We start from the raw sequence: 17475 nt of genomic DNA on the forward strand, positions 1-17475 counted from the left end.
GGGTGGGCGACGTACGCTCGTTGCCGGACACACTGTCCGACACTCTGACCAAGGAGCGCCCGACCCGTGGCCTCCGACCCCCGCACCGCGAGGAGCGACACGTGAAGTACCGACTGTTGGGCACCACCGGGGTGTACGTCTCGGAGATCTCGCTCGGCGCGATGACCTTCGGTGGCAGCGGACACCCCCTCTGGGGCACCCTCGGCGGGCTGGCGCTGCCCGACGTCCAGCGGATGGTGGACACCGCGCTGGACGCGGGGGTCAACTTCATCGACACCGCAGACGGCTACAGCGACGGCGAGAGCGAGGAGCTGCTCGGCCAGGCGCTCGGCAAGCGGCGCCGTGACGTGGTGCTGGCCACCAAGGTGCACTCCCGGACCGGGCCCGGCCCGAACGACGTCGGCACCTCCCGGCTGCACATCATGCAGAACCTGGAGGACAGCCTGCGCCGGCTGGGCACCGATCACATCGACCTGTACCAGATCCACAACTTCGACCAGGTCACCCCGATGGAGGAGATGCTGCGGGCGCTGGACGACGCGGTCCGGCAGGGCAAGGTCCGCTACATCGGCGCCGCCAACTTCGCCGCCTGGCAGATGTCCAAGGCGTTGGGCATCTCCGCCCGGGAGAAGCTGGCCGGGTTCGTCTCGGTGCAGGAGTACTACTCCCTGCTGGGCCGCGACGTGGAGCGCGACGTGGTGCCGATGGCGCTCGACGCGGGCGTCGGGCTGACCGTGTGGAGCCCGCTCGCCGGTGGTTTCCTCTCCGGCAAGGTCAGCCGGGACGGCGCCGTCGCCGACAGCGGCGCGCGCAGCGCCCAGCCCGGGTACGCAAGCTTCACCCCGTTCGACCCCGAGCACGCCTTCGCCGTGGTCGACGTGCTCAAGGGTGTCGCCGAGCGGCACGAGGTGAGCCCGGCCCGGGTGGCGGTCGCCTGGCTGTTGTCCCGACCGGCCGTGACCAGCGTGATCGTCGGTGCGCGCAAGCAGGAGCAGTTGGTGGACAACATCGCCGCCTCGGATCTCACCCTGACCGAGCAGGACCTCACCGAGCTGGACGAGGCCACCAAGCTGCCGGTCGCGTACCCGAACTGGATCCAGGAGGGGTTCTTCGCGGGGCTCCGCCACCCGCAGTGAGGCCACGGCCCCGGGGTCGGTGGCTCCGGGGCCGCCCTACTTCAGGATGAGCCGGTTGGTCTGCTCGAAGACGTCCAGATCTGCCAGCGTCTCGGTGACCGAGGTGGAGAGCGGGGCGGGGAACCGGTCCCGGGGGAAGAAGCCGGCGTCGGTGGTCTCGTCGGAGACCCGGGCGAGCTGCCCGTCCCACTCCTCCACCTTGAACGCCGTCGTGAAGACCTGGTACGTGTGCCCGTACATGTTGGTGCTCGTCCGGTCCGGGCCGGTGTAGAGGGCGAACGCGCAGACCCGCAGCGCGCGCAACCCGGTCTCCTCGCGGACCTCGCGGACCGCGCAGTCGGCGATCGACTCGCCCAGCTCCATCGCACCGGCCGGCATGGCCCACTGCCCGTTGTCCGAGCGCTGGATCAGCAGGATCCGCCCGGCGTTGTCGCTGACCACGGCACGGGCGCCGACGAACATCAGCGTCCGGTCTCCGGCGATCGCGCGTAACTGCCCTACGTATGAGTCGGCCCAGGAGATGCTCACCTGCGACAACTTACGGGGGTTCCCAACGTGTGACCGCCGACACTAGCTTGTTACCCATGCGTAGCACGATGATGGACGCCCCCCTTCAGGTCTCCCGGATCCTCGACCACGGCGCAGGCGTACACGGCACGGCCGAGGTGGTGACCTGGACCGGCGCCGAGCCCCGCCGAATGACGTACGCCGAGGTGGGTCGCACCGCCGCCCGGCTGGCACACGCGCTGCGCGACGAGTGCGGGGTGACCGGCGACGAGCGGGTCGCCACCTTCATGTGGAACAACAACGAGCATCTGGTCGCGTACTTCGCGGTGCCGAGCATGGGTGCGGTGCTGCACACGCTCAACATCCGGCTCTTTCCCGACCAGGTCGTCTACATCGCCAACCACGCCGAGGACCGGGTGGTGCTGGTCGACAGCACGCTCATCCCGCTGCTGGCCCGGGTGATCGGCGAGCTGAGCACTGTGCGGCACGTGGTGGTGGTCGGCGGCGGCGACCCGGCGCCCCTGGTGGCGGCGGCCGGCGACCGGATCACCGTGCACCACTGGGACGCGCTGCTCGCCGACCGGCCCGAGGCGTACGACTGGCCCGAGGTGGACGAGCGTGACGCCGCGGCCCTCTGCTACACCTCGGGCACCACCGGCAACCCGAAGGGCGTGGCCTACTCGCACCGGTCCATCTACCTGCACTCGTTGCAGGTCTGCATGCCGGAGGGCTTCGGTCTCGGGCCGACCGACCGGGAGCTGGCCATCGTGCCGATGTTCCACGCGATGTCCTGGGGTCTGCCGTACGCGGCCTTCCTCTCCGGCGCGTCGCTGATCATGCCGGACCGGTTCCTCCAGGCCGCGCCGATCGCCGAGATGATCGCGGCCGAGCGGCCCACCCTGGCCGGGGCGGTGCCGACCATCTGGACCGATCTGCTCGCCTACCTGGACAGCCATGACGTCGACACGTCCTCGCTTACCGAGGTGATCGTCGGTGGCTCGGCCTGCCCGCCGGCGCTGATGCACGCGTTCGACGAGCGCTTCGGGATCGACGTGATCCACGCCTGGGGGATGACCGAGATGTCCCCGCTGGGGTCGGTCTCACGCCCGCCCGCCGGCGCGACCGGGGAGCAGGCGTGGCGTTACCGCTACACCCAGGGGCGGGTGCCGGCGGGTGTGCAGGCGCGGATCGTCGGCCCGTCGGCCGAGCCGTTGCCCGCCGACGGCAGGGCCGTGGGCGAGCTGGAGGTCCGTGGGCCGTGGGTGACCGCCCGGTACGTCGGTGACGATGCCCCGGACGAGGAGAAGTTCCGCGACGGCTGGCTACGCACCGGCGACGTGGGCACCCTCTCGCCGGACGGCTACATCACGCTGACCGACCGCGCCAAGGACGTGATCAAGTCCGGCGGTGAGTGGATTTCCTCGGTCGAGCTGGAAAACGCGCTGATGGGTCACCCGGCGGTGCTGGAGGCATGCGTGGTGGGTGTGCCGGACGAGCGGTGGGACGAACGACCGCTGGCCACCGTGGTGGTCCGGGAGGGCGCCTCGGTGACCGCCGAGGAGCTGCGGGACTTCCTGGCCGGCTCGGTGGCGCGCTGGCAGCTGCCCGAGCGCTGGGCGTTCATCGACGCGGTGCCGAAGACCAGCGTGGGCAAGTTCGACAAGAAGGTCGTCCGTTCGCAGTACGCCGGGGGTGAGCTGACTGTCCGGGAGCTGACAGCCCCGTAACGTTTTCCCAGGCACTGTCGCCTGTTGGGGCAGGGGTAACTCCTGGAAGATCCCTCCCCAGGGGGCGGCCCCGGCGTTCGCACCGCGCCGGGGCCGCCCGTTCCACGCGGGGTTACCCCCGCACCGTCATTGTTGCGAAACTTGTTCGCCTCTGTCCTGATGACGGGGAAATCGGGTGGTCAGCGACCCGATCAGGCGTCGCTGGTGGTGATGAGCACCTTGCCCACCGCCGAGTCCTCCACCGCCTGGTGCGCCGCAGCCGTCTCGGCCAGGGCGTAGGAGTGCAGAGGCAGGCCGGCGTCCGCACCGACCCGGATTCCACCCTGGCTGGCCGCCGCCGCCACGTCCTTCACGCCCTGCGCCTTGGCCGCCTTCGGCTCCGTGTAGACCAGCACGAACTGCCACCGGGCGTTCGGCACCATCATCGCCCGGATCGGGATGCTCACCTCGTCGCCGCCGTTGTCGGCGTACATGCAGACCGCGCCGCCGTGCCGCAGCACCTGCACGTCGACCGAGGCGTTGCGGGCGGGGGAGACCTCCACGATCGTGTGGACCCCGTCGGGGGCGATCTTGTGGACCTCCTCGACCACGTCCTGTTCCCGGTAGTTGATGACGTAGGAGGCGCCGGCCGCCGCCGCGAGCTGCGCCTTCTCCGCGCTGCTCACCGTGGCGATCACCGTGGCGTCGGCCCAACGGGCCAGCTGGATCGCGGCGTTGCCCACGGCGCCGGCCCCGCCCTGCACCAGCACCGTGTGGTCCGCCAGCGCACCGGCGCGCAGCGTGTGCGGCATGAACTCGCCGGCGGTCAGACAGCGGTGCGCGGTGAGGAACGGAATGCCCAGGGCAGCTCCCAGCTCGAACGGGGCGTCACCGAGGCGTACCGCCTGCCGGACCGGCACCAGCGTGTACTCCGCCGACGTGCCCCACGGCCGCTGCCAGGCGGCCTCCCAGATCCAGACGCGCTCACCGATCAGGTCCGGGTCGACCCCCTCGCCGACCGCCTCCACCACTCCCGCGCCGTCCTGCCCGGGAATCTGCCAACCGTTCGGCGGGGAGCTGCGGCGGGACTTCCAGTCCGTCGGGTTCACCCCCGCGACCGCCATCCGCACCAGAACCTCGCCCGCAGTCGGCTCCGGCACCGGCCGGTCGACCAGCTCCAGCACCGAAGGGTCGCCGGTGCGCTCGTACACGATGGCTTTCATCCGTGATCTCCTCACCATGCGCGGCATCCGCGCCGAGCACCGCCGGCTGCGGTACCCCGCTCAGCCTCGATCAACCCAGGTCGTCCACCAGCTCCGGGGTCAGCTCACCGATCGCTCCCAGCGTCACCACGGCCAGCCGGGCGGCGTCCGGGTCGAGCGGGTACGAACCGTGCGGCACCGCCACCACCCGCATACCCGCCGCGGCCGCTGAGCGCACCCCGTTGGACGAGTCCTCCACCGCGACGCAACGGGCCGGGTCGAAGCCGAGGCGCTGGGCGACGCTCAGATACACGTCCGGTGCGGGCTTGCCCCGCTCGGTCTGCTCGGTGGAGAGGGTCGCGCCGAACGCGTCGGTCAGACCGGTGGCCGCCAGCGCCGCCTCGATCAGCCGGGTCGGCGACGAGCTGGCCAGCCCCAGCGGCCAGCGCGCGGCGAGCCGACGCACGACCTGATCGGCGCCGTCGATGAGGGGTACGTGGTCCCGGTAGCGCCGGGTCATCTCCTCGACGACCTCGCTGGCGACCTGCTCGGCCGTGCGGTCGACGCCCAACTCGCCGCTGAGGTAGTGGGCCCACTCGCCGGTGCTCATCCCCATCAGGCGACGTTGCGTGTCCGGTTGCCACGTCCCGCCGTGCGCCGCCACGTACGCCCGGCGGACCTCCTCCCACACCGGCTCGGAATCCACGATCACGCCGTCCAGGTCGAAGACCACCGCATCAGCCACGGCCCCATCCTGCCCGACGGGCGGGCGCCCGGTCAGCCGGGCAGTGCGGGCAGGCCGATCGGGCTGCCGGCCGGGATCAACGCATGGCAGGACCGGGCCGTCGGCTCCAGCAGCTCCCGGAGCCGGTCCGTGTCGTCTCGGCCCAGTGCCTGCCACGGGTGCGCGGCGGCCCGGTCGGTGGCGTCCTCGACCGCCTGGAACTCGGCCCGGCCGTGGTCGGTGGCCGTGCCGTCCCCGGTCAGCCAGCCCCGCTGCGCCAACCGCTCGCGGGCGGCGTGCCACTGCTCCTCGGACCAGCCCCGGCCCAGGAGATTCAGCGGCGACGAGCCGTCCATCGCGATCCGCCACGCCAGCGTCTCCACCGGGTCCAGCCCGGCGGCCACCAGCGCCGCCACGTGCCCGTCGCCGCGGTGCTCCCGCAGCGTGGTGGCGGCCTGCCAGAGCCGGGCCAGCGGGTACTCCCCGACCGGCAGCGCGGCGTTGACCGCGCCGAGCACCCGGCCGGCGGTCTGCGTCGCTGAGGCGGCCCGCTCCAGCAGGTCGGCGGCCTCCGCCAGGTGCGTCTCCGGCAGCTCGTACGTCAGCTCGGCGAGGGCCTGCACCGCACCGGTCAGGCGGGCACGCAGCGCCTCCTGCGGGGTGGCCAACCGCCACACCGCCGGCAGCGCCCGAGCAACCATCGGTGGTGCGAAGCTGAAGAACGCGGCGATCACCGGGGCCGCCTCGGTGGCGCCCAGCGGCGCGGCCCGGCCGGCGAAGTAACCCCGCCAGTAGCCGCGTAGCCCGACCGCCTCGTACGCGGCACGAGCCCGGGGGTGGAAGTAGGTGACCGCGTGCACCGGCTCGAAGTGCGTCCACATCAACCGAGCGGTCCGTCCAGGATCGTCCAGCGCTGTCACGTGCACCTCCGCGTCCCGGTCCCCGATGCTCACCCCGGGCGGCGAACCGCGCGGGGTGACGCCGAACCTACTGCCGTTGGGTAACGGGTCGGAAGCCCCATGTGAACAACTCCATCGCGACCGGGGGACAACCGGGGCGATTCAGGCAGGTCACTGGGCGGCGAGCACGTCCACCACGAAGCGCAGCGGGCCGGTCGGGCGTCCACCTGCGGCAGCCTCGTCGTTGCCGTACGCCAGCTCGCCCGGAATGTCGAGCTGCACCCGGCTGCCCACTGTCACGCCGACCAGGCCCTGGTCCCAGCCGGGGATGACCTGGCCGACGCCGATCGGGAAGGTGGCCGGCTGCCCGGCCTTCCAGGAGGAGTCGAACTCCTTGCCGTCCTTGAAGAACACCCCCACGTAGTTGGTGGTGATCGTCTGACCCTTCTGCACGGCAGCGCCCTTGCCCTTGATCAGCGGGGTGACGGCGAGCTTCTTGAGGTCGCCAGTGCCCTTTGCCACCGTCGGCTTGCTGCCCAGCGCCGGGTCGGAGCCCTCGGGCAACTGCGGGGCGGGAGGTGCGGCGGCGTCGGGGGCCGGGGCCGAGGCGGACGGGGTCGCGCCGGCCTGGTTGGCGGGCTTGTCGTCGCTCCGGTTCCGGTCGATCCACACGAAACCGCCGATCAACAGCGCCATCACCGCGACGCCGGCGAGCCCGCCCGCCCACGCCTGGCGTCGGCGCTTCGCGTCGGCAGCCTTCTTCGCCGCCAGCTGGGCCGCCAGCCGGCGGCCCGACTTGGTCGCCGGGCTCTGGTCGCCCGCCGACCGGTTCTGCTGCGTCCGCTCGCTCACGTCGTCGACTCCCTGCTGGAAGGTGTGGCCGGCACCCAGTGCCGGGGGGAAAGCCGACGCACACGGTACCCGCATCGCGGCCCACCGTGCCCGCCGCGGACGCCTCGGATCGCCCAGCGAGGCAGTTGCGGGGCCTTCGCGGGCGGTTATTCCGGGACGACCATGAAGTCGGTCACGAACGATGTCACGCGACCATCGGCGGCGCGACCGATCCAGGTGCCGTAGCAACCGTCTCCCCAACCGGTGGCCACGGTGACGACGTTGGCGCCGGTGGCCTCGTCCAGAACGGCGGTGATCAGCCCCGGGACCGGCGACGCGGGCAGCTCGGTCGGGATGAAGACCTCCTCGACCCGGTCCTCGTCCCACTCCTCCAGAACGGCCAGCGCCGTCGGGTCGGCGAGGGTGCCAGCGCCGGCGTCGACCCCGTACCCGAAGTAGTCGTCCGCGCCGAGCGTCGCAACGTCCTGGTCGCCCGCGACGGCCAGTTCCCAACGGGTGGTCGGCTCGTCCGAGACGACCAGCTCCAGGGCGGCCACCCGCCGGTCCACCTCGGCGTCCTCCCGCAGCACCACCGCCACCCAGGCGCGGGCGGGATGCCGACCGGGCGGCACGGTCACCGTGAACGGCTCGGCCTCCGGGCAGACCAGCGGGTCACACCCGACCACCTGACCCGTCGGCAACACGACGTCGCCCACCGGGTGGACCTCGATCAGGTATCCGCCGTGCTGGTCGGTGAAGCGGGCACCGGGCGTCAGCAACCGGTCCAGATCAGGGGTGTACGGCATGGGGGCTCCTCCGGTGGCCAGCGGCCGGCGGAGCGTACCCGGCCCGGCGGACACCGCCGTCGCTGCCGTACGGTCAGGCGCTCTTGCGGGGTGCGGCCTTCTTCCCGGCGGTCTTCTTCGCCGGCTCCGCCTTCTTCGCGGCGGTCCTCTTGGCGGCGGTCTTCTTCGCCGGCTCGGCCGCCTTCTTCTCGGCGGTCTTCTTCGCGGTGGTCTTCTTCGCCGGTGCCTTGGCCGCCTTCTTCTCGGCCGCCTTCTGCGCCGACCGGGCCGACGAAATCGGCGTCGGCTCGCCGCCGCCACCACCGCCACGCGCGGGTTGCTCGCCGCGAGCGGCCTTGGCCCTTTCCACGGATGCCTTCAGTGCGGCCATCAGGTCCACAGCGGCGGCCGGCGCCTCCTCGACCTCCTCCGGCTGCACGACCTCCCGACCCTCCACCTTGGCGTCGATGACCTCCTGCAACGCCGCCCGGTAGTCGTCGGTGAAGACGTCCGGCTCGAACTCACCGGTCATCGAGTCGATCAGGGAACTGGCCATCGCCAGCTCCGGCGGGCGCACCTTGAGGTCCTCGTCGAGGAAACCGAAATCGGGGGTACGGATCTCGTCCGGCCAGAGCATGGTGTTGAGCAGCAGCACACCCTCACGGACCCGCAGCGTGGCGAGCTGCTCCCGCTGACGCAGCGCCACCTTGACGATGGCCACCCGTTCCGAGTCGATCAGCGCGTCGCGCAGCAGCACGTACGGCTTGGTCGCCGCGCCTTCCGGCTCCAGAAAGTACGCCTTGTTGTAGAGGATCGGGTCGACCTGCTCCGCCGGCACGAACTCCAGCACGTCGATGGCCCGTGAGCTGGTCAGCGGCAGGTCGGCGAAGTCCTCGTCGGTGAGGATCACCATCTCGCCACCGCCGATGTCATAGCCCTTGGCGATGTCGTCGTAGGTGACTTCCTCGCCGCAGACCGAACAGGTGCGCTTGTAGCGGATCCGACCGCCATCCTCGCGGTGCACCTGGTGGAACCGAATGTCCTTCTCCTCGGTCGCGGAGTAGAGCCTCACCCCGATCGAGACGAGCCCGAACGACACGGCTCCCTTCCAGATGGCACGCATCCTGCGCTCCCTTCCCCGGTATCGACCATGCTCGCATCCGAAAGAACCGGACGCGAGCTGTTCGGCCTGCTACTACAGTCGGGTCGTGCCTGGCGCGCCGCTCAAGCCGATGCTCGCGATGACCGGGCCGCTCCCGGCCGGTGACGGCTGGGCGTACGAGTTCAAGTGGGACGGGGTCCGCGCGCTCGCCGACATCTCCGGTGGTGGTCAGCACCTGTATGCCCGCTCCGGCGTGGAGATCACCGCCGCGTACCCGGAATTGGCCACCCTGCCCGAGCAGGTCGACGACGCGCTGCTCGACGGCGAGGTGGTGCTGCTCGGCGAGAGCGGGCAACCGTCGTTCACCGCGCTGGCCGAGCGGATGCACGTGCGGGACCGGAACAAGGCGGCACGGTTGGCGGCGGTCATGCCGGTGACGTACATGATCTTCGACCTGCTCCGGTGGAACGGCGACGACCTGACCGGCTGGCCGTACGAGCGCCGCCGGGAGGCCTTGGAGGCCCTCGCGCTCGGAGGCGCCCGGTGGGCGGTGCCCCCGACGTTCGCCGACGGTCCGGCCACCTACGAGGCGGCCGGTGAGCACGGTCTGGAGGGGGTGATGGCCAAGCGGATCGGTGCCGTCTACCGCCCGGGGGTGCGCTCACCGGACTGGGTGAAGGTCAAGCTTGAGGTGACCGGCGACTTCGTCATCGGTGGCTGGCGGCCGGGCGCGCGCCGGATCGGCGGACTGCTGGTCGGGGTGCCCGGCCCGGACGGCCGGCTGATCTACCGGGGTCGGGTCGGCGGTGGGATCGGCGCCGCCATCGAACGGCAGCTCCTCGCCGAGTTGGAGCCGCTGCGGTCCGGCGCGTCACCGTTTGCGCCGGGTGTGCCGCGCGAGGATGCCCGAGGGGCCATCTGGGTAGAACCCCGGGTGGTGGTGGAGGTGAAGTACGGCCAGCGCACCCCGGACGGTCGACTGCGCTTCCCCCGGGTGCTGCGGTTGCGCCCGGACAAACCCGCGGAGGAGGTCGACGATGCCGGCTGATCGGCTACGGGTGGACGTCGAGGGCCGCGCGCTGGAGTTGTCCAACCTGGACAAGGTGCTCTATCCGGCGGCCGGCTTCACCAAGGGTGAGGTGATCGACTACTACACCCGGATCTCACCGGTGCTGCTGCCGCACCTGCGGGACCGACCGGTCACCCGGATCCGCTTTCCGAACGGCGTGGACGACAAGTCGTTCTTCGAGAAGAACACGCCGGCCGCGACCCCGGGCTGGGTGCGGGTGGAGAACCTCCCGGCGCCCGGCTCGACGAAGGGCCGGGAGACCATCGACTACGTGGTCGCCGACGACCTGCCCACCCTGGTCTGGCTGGCCAACCTGGCCGCATTGGAGCTGCACACGCCGCAGTGGAAGGTCGGCGAGCACCCGGACATGATGGTCGTCGACCTGGACCCTGGGCCGCCGGCCGGGCTCGCCGAGTGTTGTCCGGTGGCGGTGCTGATGCGCGACCGGCTCGCCGAGGACGGGATCGAGTCTTACCCGAAGACCTCCGGCAAGAAGGGCATGCAGCTCTGCTGCCCGATCGCGGGCACCCAGTCGTCGGATCTCGTCTCCGACTACGCCCGACGGATCGCCCAGGAGTTGGAGAAGGCCCACCCGAAGCTGATCGTGTCGAAGATGGCGAAGAACCTCCGCCCGGGCAAGGTCTTCATCGACTGGAGTCAGAACAACGCGGCGAAGACGACCGTCGCGCCGTACTCGCTGCGGGCCCAGTCGGTGCCTTCGGTGTCGACGCCGCTGACCTGGGACGAGGTCGAGGCCGGCGCCCGCGGCCGCAGGCCCGCCGTCCGCCAGTTCACCGCCGCCGAGGTCCTGGCCCGGGTCGAGGAGTACGACGACCTGCTCGCCCCCCTGCTCGACGGCGGCCCGGAACTGCCCCTCTGAGCGGATGGCGCGGCGGGCCGCCCGTGACTGAGCGCGACAAGTGCCAGTGCCTCACCCAGCCCTCTCAACCCCCTTTGCTTTGCTTACCTATACGCAACACCACGATGAGCTGGGGATTCCTTTCTGGTCTCCGATGGTGCGGCCGAACCTGTGCTCGCAGAGCGTTAGCGTCGCGTATAGGTATGCAGAGCAAAGGGCCTGGGGGGGGTGTGGCCGCGCCTGGCATCAGTTGTGTCACCGGCCCTGCGCCATGTGCGGTGTCCGCCGGGCCGGGAGGTACGCGGCTTTGGTGACGCCGTAGAGCTGGTCGCGCATCAGGTTGCGGCGACGTGAACAGCCGGCGAAGCACCCAGCCGCCACCAGGCGCCACCGATCAGGGCGAGCGTGACGACGGTGACCGCGACGTCGCCGGCCAGGGCCGCCGCCGGGGAGGCCGGAGAGTACGGCGGCACCAGGTACGCGAACGCGGCGGCGGTGAGCAGGCTCGCCGAGCCGGCGGCGAGTACGTGCCGCTGCCCCCAACCGTTGCGCGACGACCAGTACACGATCAGCGCTCCGACGGCGGCGGCGAGCGCCAGCGCGATGGCCACCCCCGCCCAGCCGGGCGTCAGGTCGGTGCCAAAGCGGGCCAGGACGACCAGCAGGCCCACCCAGAGTGGGTGCGGCACCCGACGGACCCGACGCGGACGCGGGCGGCGCCAGCGCGGTAGCAGCGCCGTCGCGACGAGGGCGAGGACCAGCACCGTGGCGAAGGTCAGCTGGAGCGGACTGGCCAGGAAGTCCTTCCGGCCGCTGCTGTCCGAGAAGATCAGCAGACTGCCGAGCAGGTAGATCACGCCGATCACGACGAGCCCGGGCCGGCCCAGCCACGGCCGCAGCCGGCGATCCGCCCCGAGGAACGACTCGATGAGCACGATCGGGGCGCAGATGGTCAGCACGATGTGGTTGCCCACGTAGTCGAAGGCCTGCCGGAGGCTGAACTCCAGCCCGGGCACCAGCGTCGCCTCCGCGGCGGCACGGGTGTCGGCGTACTGGGTGTCATCGAGGAAGTCGGGGTTGAACAGCGACTGGTCGACCAGGCCCGCCTGGAGTACGCCGAACGCGGCGGCGAGCAGCACGATCGTCGGCCAACCCGCGCCGAGATGCCGGGCGGTCTCCCGGATCAGGATCGCCGCCCCGCCGTACATCGGGCCCAGGAAGATCAGCACCGGAAGGAAGTCGTCGATGGCGAAGCCACCCCACGAGCACTCGGCCGCCCAAGGCGCGAGCAGCAGCAACGCGAGCACCGGCAGGAGCCGTCGGCGCAGCGGAAGACGCCCGGTGGTGGCGGCGCGGTCGGTGGCGGTGGGGTGGGGCTCGGCCGTCATGGGCGCTCCTCGGCGGCGCTGGGGTGTCACCCCCGTACCGTGCGCGGGCCACCCGACCAGCCGCTACGGCCATCGGCCGACGACCGGTGCGACCAAAGTCGTTGAGTAGGGTGGTGCCGACGTCGACCCGGGGAGCGTGGAGATGCAGCCAACCGTCACGGCCGACCTGGCGGCCCGACCCGCCGACGCCGAACACCCGCTGCTCAGCTACCGCGACGAGGCGACCGGCGAGCGCGTCGACCTGACCGCACAGCAGGTCGGCACCTGGGCGGCGCGCAGCGCGAGCCTCCTGCGCGACGGCTGCGGGCTCGGCCCCGGCAGCCGCGTAGCGGTCCTGCTGCCGCCGCACTGGCGTACCGCCGCGGTGTTGCTGGGCGCCTGGGCCTCCGGCCTGGCGGTGTCGTTCCGACCGCGCGCCACGGCGGGCCTGCCGGTCCTTGAGCCCGGCGGTGACCGGCCGTTCGACGCGGTTTTCGTGACGCCGGAGCGGCAGGACGACTGGCTGGAGGAGGTGCCGGACGCGCCGCACCGCTATCTCGTCGGCACCGGGCCGGGGCGGCTGGACGGCGTGCCGTTGGGCTGGTTGGACTGGTCCGCAGAGGTGCTTCGGTACGGCGACGGCGCGCCCGACCACACCGCCGTCCACCCGTCGGATCCGGCCACAGCGGACGGCACCACCTACGGCCAGTGGGGTGCGCTCGCCCAGGAGTTCGCCACGATGCTGGACCTGGGCGCCGGCGACCGACTGCTGGTCGACGCCGCCGAGACCGAGCAGCCGCTGAAGTGGTTGCTCGCGCCGCTCTCGGCCGGCGCGTCAGTGGTGATCAGCGCCAACCTCGACCCGGCGCGGCGGGACGCGATCGTCGCCGCCGAGCGGGTGACCCGGGTCCTCTGATCGGGCCGGACCGGCCCAAACAGCGCCGGCCGGCCCTGTTCCGTTACATCGGCATCTGCCCTGCTCAGAGGGTCTTTTGTCGATGCCGTCGGCGTGTTCTCATACCCGAACAGCGACGTCATCGACCCCGCACCGCCTCCCTCATCGAAAGGTGCACCGATGCGCAGAAGATCGACCTTCCGACTGGCGGTCCTCACCGCCACCGCCGCGACGTTCCTGGCGTCCGGTGGCGCCTCCGGGGCGCTCGCGACGGCCGCGCCCGCGACCGCCTCCCCGGGCGTCACCGCCTGTGAGCCGGGCACCGACGCGCACGGCGCCGCCCGGGTCGCCGAGGGCGCCACCGCCCAGGAGCCGGAGCTGTACTCCAAGAACGAGGCCAAGGCCTACGGCGTGATCAAGGACGCGCCGCGCCTGCCGAACGGCAGCGTCACCGTGCCGACGGTCTTCCACATGGTTTCCGACCACCCCCTCAGCGCCGCCGAGACGACCAGGTGGAACACCCTGATCGCCGCGCAGATGACGGTGCTCAACGACTCGTTCGCGGGCCGTACGGCGGGAGACGCCTCCAACACCCCGTTCCGGTTCTCGCTCGTCGACACGACGTGGACGGTGAACAGCGCCTGGTACACGGTCGTACCTGGCAAGAACGAGCGGGACATGAAGAAGGCGCTGCACACCGGCAACTCGGAGACCCTGAATGTGTACGCGGCCAACATCGGCGACGGGCTGCTCGGCTGGGCGTACTTCCCGAAGGGCTACAACAACGGCCGCGACTACATCGACGGCGTGGTGATGCTCGACGAGTCGATGCCGGGAGGCACGGCCGGCAAGTACGCCCTGGGTGACACGCTGACGCACGAGGTCGGGCACTGGCTGATGCTGGAGCACACCTTCGCGCACGGCTGCTCCGCGTCCGGCGACTTCGTCGCGGACACCCCGCGCGAGGCAGCGCCGCAGTTCGACTGCCCGGTGGGTGCGGACACCTGCACCGCGCCCGGGCTGGACCCGATCCACAACTTCATGGACTACACGCAGGACTCCTGCATGAACATGTTCACGCCGGGTCAGGCCGACCGGATGAGCGACGCCTGGGTGGCGTTCCGCGCCGGCGGCGCCGGGTAGCCCTCTGGAAGTCGGTGCCGGCGGGTCGCTGCATGCGACTCGTCGGCCCCTCGTCCTGCCGTCGATCAACTCGGCTTCCCGGAAGACGGGGTGTCGGCGTGCCTAGGACACCGCGACTTCCAGGAAACCGAGTCGATCAAAGCCGGAGCGTCAGTCGAACGACGGCAGCGACGGGCCGAGGACGTCGTCGGCATCCACGATCGTGTACGCGTACCCCTGCTCGGCGAGGAAGCGCTGCCGGTGTGCGGCGTATTCCGTGTCGATCGTGTCCCGGGACACCACTGTGTAGAAGTGCGCCTGCCGGCCGTCGGCCTTCGGCCGGAGCACCCGACCCAGCCGCTGTGCTTCCTCCTGGCGCGATCCGAACGTGCCCGACACCTGGATCGCCACCGCCGCCTCGGGCAGGTCGATCGAGAAGTTGCCGACCTTGGAGATCACCAGCGTGCGGATCTCACCGGTGCGGAACGCGTCGAACAGCCGCTCCCGCTCCTTGTTCGTGGTCGAACCCTGGATGATCGGCGCGTCGAGATATTCGCCGAGCTGGTGCAGCTGGTCGATGTAAGCGCCGATCACCAGCACCTGGTCGTCCGGGTGCCGGTCCACCAGTGCCTTGACCACCGGCAGCTTCGTGCGAGCGGTCGCCGCCATCCGGTACCGCTCCTCGGCCTCCGCCGTCGCGTACGACATGCGCTCCGCGTCGGTCAGGGTCACCCGGACCTCGGTGCACTCGGCCGGGGCGATCCAGCCCTGCGACTCGATGTCCTTCCACGGCGCGTCGTACCGCTTCGGGCCGATCAGGCTGAACACGTCACCCTCGCGGCCGTCCTCGCGTACCAGAGTCGCGGTGAGGCCCAGCCGACGGCGGGCCTGGAGGTCCGCGGTGAACCGGAAGATCGGCGCGGGCAGCAGGTGCACCTCGTCGTAGACGACCAGGCCCCAGTCGCGGGCCCCGAACAGGTCCAGGTGGGTGAACGCGCCGCCGCGCCGCGAGGTGAGCACCTGGTACGTGGCGATGGTGACCGGGCGGATCTCCTTGCGCTCGCCCGAGTATTCGCCGATCTCCTCCTCGGTCAGCGACGTGCGGGCGATCAGCTCCCGCTTCCACTGCCGGCCGGCGACCGTGTTGGTGACCAGGATCAGAGTGGTCGCCTTCGCCTCGGCCATCGCCGCCGCGCCGACCAGGGTCTTGCCGGCGCCGCACGGCAGCACCACCACACCCGACCCGCCGGCCCAGAACGCCTCGACGGCCTCCCGCTGGTACGACCGCAGCGTCCACGGCTTGCGCCCGTCCTTGCCGGCCTCGGCCAGCTCGATGGGGTGCGCCTCACCGTCGACGTACCCGGCCAGGTCCTCCGCGGGCCAGCCCAGCTTGAGCAGCGCCTGCTTGAGCCGGCCACGCTCGGACGGGTGCACCCGGATGGTGTCGTCGTCGATCTTGTCGCCGAGCATCCCGGCGAGCTTCTTGCTCTTGGCCACCTCGATCAGCACCAGGCGGTCCAGCGCGCGCAGCACCAGGCCGTACGCCGGGTCGTTGGCGAGCTGGAGTCGACCGTAGCGGTCCATGGTGTCGGCCACGTCGACCAGCAGCGCATGCGGCACCGGGTAGCGGGAGTACTTGAGCAGCGAGTCGACCACACCCTCCGCGTCGTGCCCAGCGGCCCGGGCGTTCCACAGGCCCAGCGGGGTCAGCCGGTAGGTGTGCACGTGCTCCGGCGAGCGTTCCAACTCGGCGAACGGTGCGATCGCCATCCGGCACGCCTGCGCGTCGGGGTGGTCGATCTCCAGCAGCAGGGTCTTGTCCGACTGCACGATCAGTGGTCCACCGCTCACGCGAGCGTCCTCTCCTCGGTTGGCCGTCCGGCCCGGGCGGGTCGCATACCCGCTGCTGGCCGACCATCCAGTGTTGCACGGTGCCGGCTGTCGGAAGAAAGATGCTCACCAGGTGCAACCAGGACGGCACCGACGAACGTCTAGCAAAGGGACGACTGTCAGGGGGAGCTGCCATGAAGCGTGTTCGGAGCAACTCCCGGCTGGTCGGCCTGCTGATGGTCGTGCTGGTCGGTGCTGGTGCGTGCACGTTCGATCCGCAGTCCGGTGGGAGTGGTGGCGGGGGAGCCGCCCCAGCCGGTGCGGCGGACCAGGCAACGGGGGCGAGCGACACGCCCGGCCCGGACCAGCGCGGCCGGCCCACGCCGGCCGCGCCCAGCCCCACGCCGAAGGCAACCCGGTCCCCGACGCCGAAACCCACACGCAGCGCAACGCCGAAGCCGAAACCCAGCACCGGCACGCCGACCGTCGCCGGCTGTCCGCAGGGCCAGCACCAGCGCGAGGTGGAGACCTACCTGGCCCGGTTGGGCGGGTTCGGGGCGGTGACCGTGGACGGCCGGCAGTCCGCCGCCGACTGCGTGGCGATCAAGAAGTTCCAGAAGAGGTACGGCATTCGCCCCGTCGAGGGTCGCGCCGGACCGACCACGTACGACGTGGCCCAGCGACTCGCCACCACCGACCCGGCCGCTTGCAAGGCCGGCACGGGCACCACGTTCTGCGTGGACCTGACCCGGCAGACCGTCTGGGCGATGCGCGGCGGCAAGGTGATCATGAAGCCGACGGTGACCCGCACCGGCATGTCCGGCTACCGCACCCCGGCCGGCACGTTCACCGTCAACTTCCGCAATCCCAGGGAGTGGTCCGACCCGTACGAGGTGTGGCTGCCCTACTGGCAGCACTTCACCCAGGGCATGGGCTTCCACGAGACCACCACCTACCTGCACGACAAGCCGATCGGCTCGCACGGCTGCGTCAACCTCCTGCACGCCGACGCGGTGCGAATGTGGGAGCTGGGCAAGGTCGGCACCCGGGTGGTGCTGATCGGCCGCCGCCCCGGCACCTGAGCGACACGCGGCGAAACGCGGGGGATAACCCCCTGTCCGAACCGGTCCAACGAGTGTCACGCTGGGAGTCCAGGGCCGGACCGGGCGGGGAGGCTTGGCATGACGGTCGACCGTGACGTGATCGTGGAGCATGAGCACGCGGCACCGCCCGACGAGGTGTCGCGCGGGACCGTGATCGCGTACGCCGTCGCGGCGACGCTCCTCGTCGGGTGGTTCCTCTTCGGCTGGCTGGTGCTGCGGCAGGGCTTCGTCGACTCGGTCGGGGAGTCCGCTGGCGCCGGTTTCGCGCTGCTCCTGATCATCTCGGTGGTCGGCACGGTTCGCCGCAGCCGCCGCTGACCGACGGCGCCCGCGTCGGC

The 17475-nt window shown here is 71.3% G+C and carries 17 protein-coding genes; 8 read left to right on the forward strand and 9 right to left on the reverse strand.

The window, feature by feature from the left end; translation table 11 throughout:
- The first annotated feature begins 101 nt into the window (after positions 1–101).
- Positions 102–1136, forward strand: a complete 1035-nt coding sequence (locus FBZ33_RS00895) for an aldo/keto reductase (RefSeq protein WP_088951204.1) — start codon at positions 102–104, stop codon at positions 1134–1136.
- Positions 1137–1172: 36 nt separating this feature from the next.
- On the opposite strand, the gene FBZ33_RS00900 is transcribed toward FBZ33_RS00895, so the two are convergent.
- Positions 1173–1664: an NUDIX domain-containing protein gene (locus tag FBZ33_RS00900; protein WP_141907659.1), complete on the reverse strand. Its 492-nt coding sequence runs from the start codon at positions 1662–1664 to the stop codon at positions 1173–1175.
- Positions 1665–1720: 56 nt separating this feature from the next.
- Between FBZ33_RS00900 and FBZ33_RS00905 the strand changes: the two genes are divergently transcribed.
- On the forward strand, positions 1721–3370 hold the full coding sequence (locus FBZ33_RS00905) for a fatty acid--CoA ligase (protein WP_141907660.1): 1650 nt from the start codon (positions 1721–1723) through the stop codon (positions 3368–3370).
- A 191-nt stretch (positions 3371–3561) separates the two neighbouring features.
- Here the strand turns inward: FBZ33_RS00905 and FBZ33_RS00910 are convergent, their stop codons facing one another.
- The 6 genes from FBZ33_RS00910 to FBZ33_RS00935 all read right to left on the reverse strand — a co-directional run bounded on the left by FBZ33_RS00910 (position 3562) and on the right by FBZ33_RS00935 (position 8913).
- Entirely contained in the window at positions 3562–4572 is a 1011-nt protein-coding gene (locus tag FBZ33_RS00910) for an NADPH:quinone reductase (protein WP_141907661.1), read from the reverse strand.
- 70 nt (positions 4573–4642) lie between these two features.
- Complete coding sequence (locus tag FBZ33_RS00915) at positions 4643–5296, reverse strand: HAD family phosphatase (RefSeq protein ID WP_141907662.1); 654 nt, start codon at positions 5294–5296, stop codon at positions 4643–4645.
- A gap of 32 nt (positions 5297–5328) precedes the next feature.
- Positions 5329–6156: a hypothetical protein gene (locus FBZ33_RS00920; RefSeq protein WP_141912320.1), complete on the reverse strand. Its 828-nt coding sequence runs from the start codon at positions 6154–6156 to the stop codon at positions 5329–5331.
- A gap of 189 nt (positions 6157–6345) precedes the next feature.
- Positions 6346–7065: an FKBP-type peptidyl-prolyl cis-trans isomerase gene (locus tag FBZ33_RS00925; protein WP_370453065.1), complete on the reverse strand. Its 720-nt coding sequence runs from the start codon at positions 7063–7065 to the stop codon at positions 6346–6348.
- A 107-nt stretch (positions 7066–7172) separates the two neighbouring features.
- Entirely contained in the window at positions 7173–7811 is a 639-nt protein-coding gene (locus FBZ33_RS00930) for a DUF4241 domain-containing protein (RefSeq protein ID WP_141907664.1), read from the reverse strand.
- A 73-nt stretch (positions 7812–7884) separates the two neighbouring features.
- A complete protein-coding gene (locus tag FBZ33_RS00935) occupies positions 7885–8913 on the reverse strand; it encodes a Ku protein (protein ID WP_141907665.1) in 1029 nt (342 codons plus the stop codon).
- A gap of 85 nt (positions 8914–8998) precedes the next feature.
- Here FBZ33_RS00935 and ligD (FBZ33_RS00940) point away from each other — a divergent pair, with 85 nt between their 5' ends.
- Both ligD (FBZ33_RS00940) and ligD (FBZ33_RS00945) read left to right on the forward strand, forming a co-directional pair.
- Positions 8999–9940 carry a non-homologous end-joining DNA ligase gene (gene ligD, locus FBZ33_RS00940; protein ID WP_088951212.1) on the forward strand — a complete coding sequence of 314 codons (942 nt, stop codon included), beginning with the start codon at positions 8999–9001 and terminating at the stop codon, positions 9938–9940.
- Positions 9930–10841, forward strand: a complete 912-nt coding sequence (ligD, locus tag FBZ33_RS00945; RefSeq protein WP_141907666.1) for a non-homologous end-joining DNA ligase — start codon at positions 9930–9932, stop codon at positions 10839–10841. Before ligD (FBZ33_RS00940) ends, ligD (FBZ33_RS00945) begins: the two co-directional genes overlap by 11 nt.
- A gap of 314 nt (positions 10842–11155) precedes the next feature.
- Here ligD (FBZ33_RS00945) and FBZ33_RS00950 read toward each other — a convergent pair whose 3' ends face one another.
- Positions 11156–12208, reverse strand: a complete 1053-nt coding sequence (locus tag FBZ33_RS00950; RefSeq protein WP_141907667.1) for a hypothetical protein — start codon at positions 12206–12208, stop codon at positions 11156–11158.
- Positions 12209–12350: 142 nt separating this feature from the next.
- Between FBZ33_RS00950 and FBZ33_RS00955 the strand changes: the two genes are divergently transcribed.
- Both FBZ33_RS00955 and FBZ33_RS00960 read left to right on the forward strand, forming a co-directional pair.
- Entirely contained in the window at positions 12351–13103 is a 753-nt protein-coding gene (locus FBZ33_RS00955; protein ID WP_141907668.1) for a TIGR03089 family protein, read from the forward strand.
- Positions 13104–13262: 159 nt separating this feature from the next.
- Positions 13263–14225: a zinc metalloprotease gene (locus FBZ33_RS00960; RefSeq protein ID WP_141907669.1), complete on the forward strand. Its 963-nt coding sequence runs from the start codon at positions 13263–13265 to the stop codon at positions 14223–14225.
- Positions 14226–14375: 150 nt separating this feature from the next.
- Here FBZ33_RS00960 and FBZ33_RS00965 read toward each other — a convergent pair whose 3' ends face one another.
- Positions 14376–16055, reverse strand: coding sequence for a DNA repair helicase XPB (locus tag FBZ33_RS00965; protein WP_141907670.1), 1680 nt, complete (start codon positions 16053–16055; stop codon positions 14376–14378).
- 173 nt (positions 16056–16228) lie between these two features.
- Between FBZ33_RS00965 and FBZ33_RS00970 the strand changes: the two genes are divergently transcribed.
- Both FBZ33_RS00970 and FBZ33_RS00975 read left to right on the forward strand, forming a co-directional pair.
- A complete protein-coding gene (locus FBZ33_RS00970) occupies positions 16229–17116 on the forward strand; it encodes a L,D-transpeptidase family protein (RefSeq protein ID WP_141907671.1) in 888 nt (295 codons plus the stop codon).
- 99 nt (positions 17117–17215) lie between these two features.
- Positions 17216–17455, forward strand: a complete 240-nt coding sequence (locus tag FBZ33_RS00975; protein ID WP_141907672.1) for a hypothetical protein — start codon at positions 17216–17218, stop codon at positions 17453–17455.
- Positions 17456–17475: the final 20 nt, after the last annotated feature.

The organism is Micromonospora sp. A202 (genome assembly GCF_006715105.1).
Classification (GTDB): Bacteria; Actinomycetota; Actinomycetes; order Mycobacteriales; family Micromonosporaceae; genus Micromonospora; species Micromonospora zamorensis.